Below are 1,171 nucleotides of genomic sequence, written 5' to 3' on the forward strand. Positions count from 1 at the left end.
TGAGCTGGGGGTGGCCGCAGAGACCAGCGAGAAGCGACTGTTTACTAAAAACACAGGTCCGTGCGAAGCCGTAAGGCGATGTATACGGACTGACGCCTGCCCGGTGCTGGAACGTTAAGGGGACCGGTTAGCTCACTTTCGGGTGGGCGAAGCTGAGAACTTAAGCGCCAGTAAACGGCGGTGGTAACTATAACCATCCTAAGGTAGCGAAATTCCTTGTCGGGTAAGTTCCGACCTGCACGAATGGCGTAACGACTTCTCGACTGTCTCAACCATAGGCCCGGTGAAATTGCACTACGAGTAAAGATGCTCGTTTCGCGCAGCAGGACGGAAAGACCCCGGGACCTTTACTACAGTTTGATATTGGTGTTCGGTTCGGCTTGTGTAGGATAGCTGGGAGACTTTGAGCATCGGACGCCAGTTCGGTGGGAGTCGTCGTTGAAATACCAGTCTGGTCGTGCTGGATGTCTAACCTGGGTCCGTGATCCGGATCAGGGACAGTGTCTGATGGGTAGTTTAACTGGGGCGGTTGCCTCCTAAAGGGTAACGGAGGCGCCCAAAGGTTCCCTCAGCCTGGTTGGTAATCAGGTGTTGAGTGTAAGTGCACAAGGGAGCTTGACTGTGAGACCGACGGGTCGAGCAGGGACGAAAGTCGGGACTAGTGATCCGGCGGTGGCTTGTGGAAGCGCCGTCGCTCAACGGATAAAAGGTACCCCGGGGATAACAGGCTGATCTTCCCCAAGAGTCCATATCGACGGGATGGTTTGGCACCTCGATGTCGGCTCGTCGCATCCTGGGGCTGGAGTCGGTCCCAAGGGTTGGGCTGTTCGCCCATTAAAGCGGTACGCGAGCTGGGTTTAGAACGTCGTGAGACAGTTCGGTCCCTATCCGCTGTGCGCGTAGGAGTCTTGAGAAGGGCTGTCCCTAGTACGAGAGGACCGGGACGGACGAACCTCTGGTGTGCCAGTTGTTCTGCCAAGGGCATGGCTGGTTGGCTACGTTCGGGAGGGATAACCGCTGAAAGCATCTAAGCGGGAAGCCTGCTTCGAGATGAGGGCTCCCACCCACTTGATGGGGTAAGGCTCCCAGTAGACGACTGGGTTGATAGGCCGGATCTGGAAGCCAGGTAACTGGTGGAGGTGACCGGTACTAATAGGCCGAGGGCTTGTCC

Annotated in this window: 1 rRNA gene; it reads left to right on the forward strand. The window is 56.7% G+C overall.

Annotated elements, in window-relative coordinates:
- A 23S ribosomal RNA gene (locus ACIRFL_RS43865) occupies positions 1-1,171 on the forward strand; the annotation flags it as partial.

The sequence above is a fragment of the Streptomyces sp. NPDC102462 genome (assembly GCF_044765425.1).
Classification (GTDB): Bacteria; Actinomycetota; Actinomycetes; order Streptomycetales; family Streptomycetaceae; genus Streptomyces.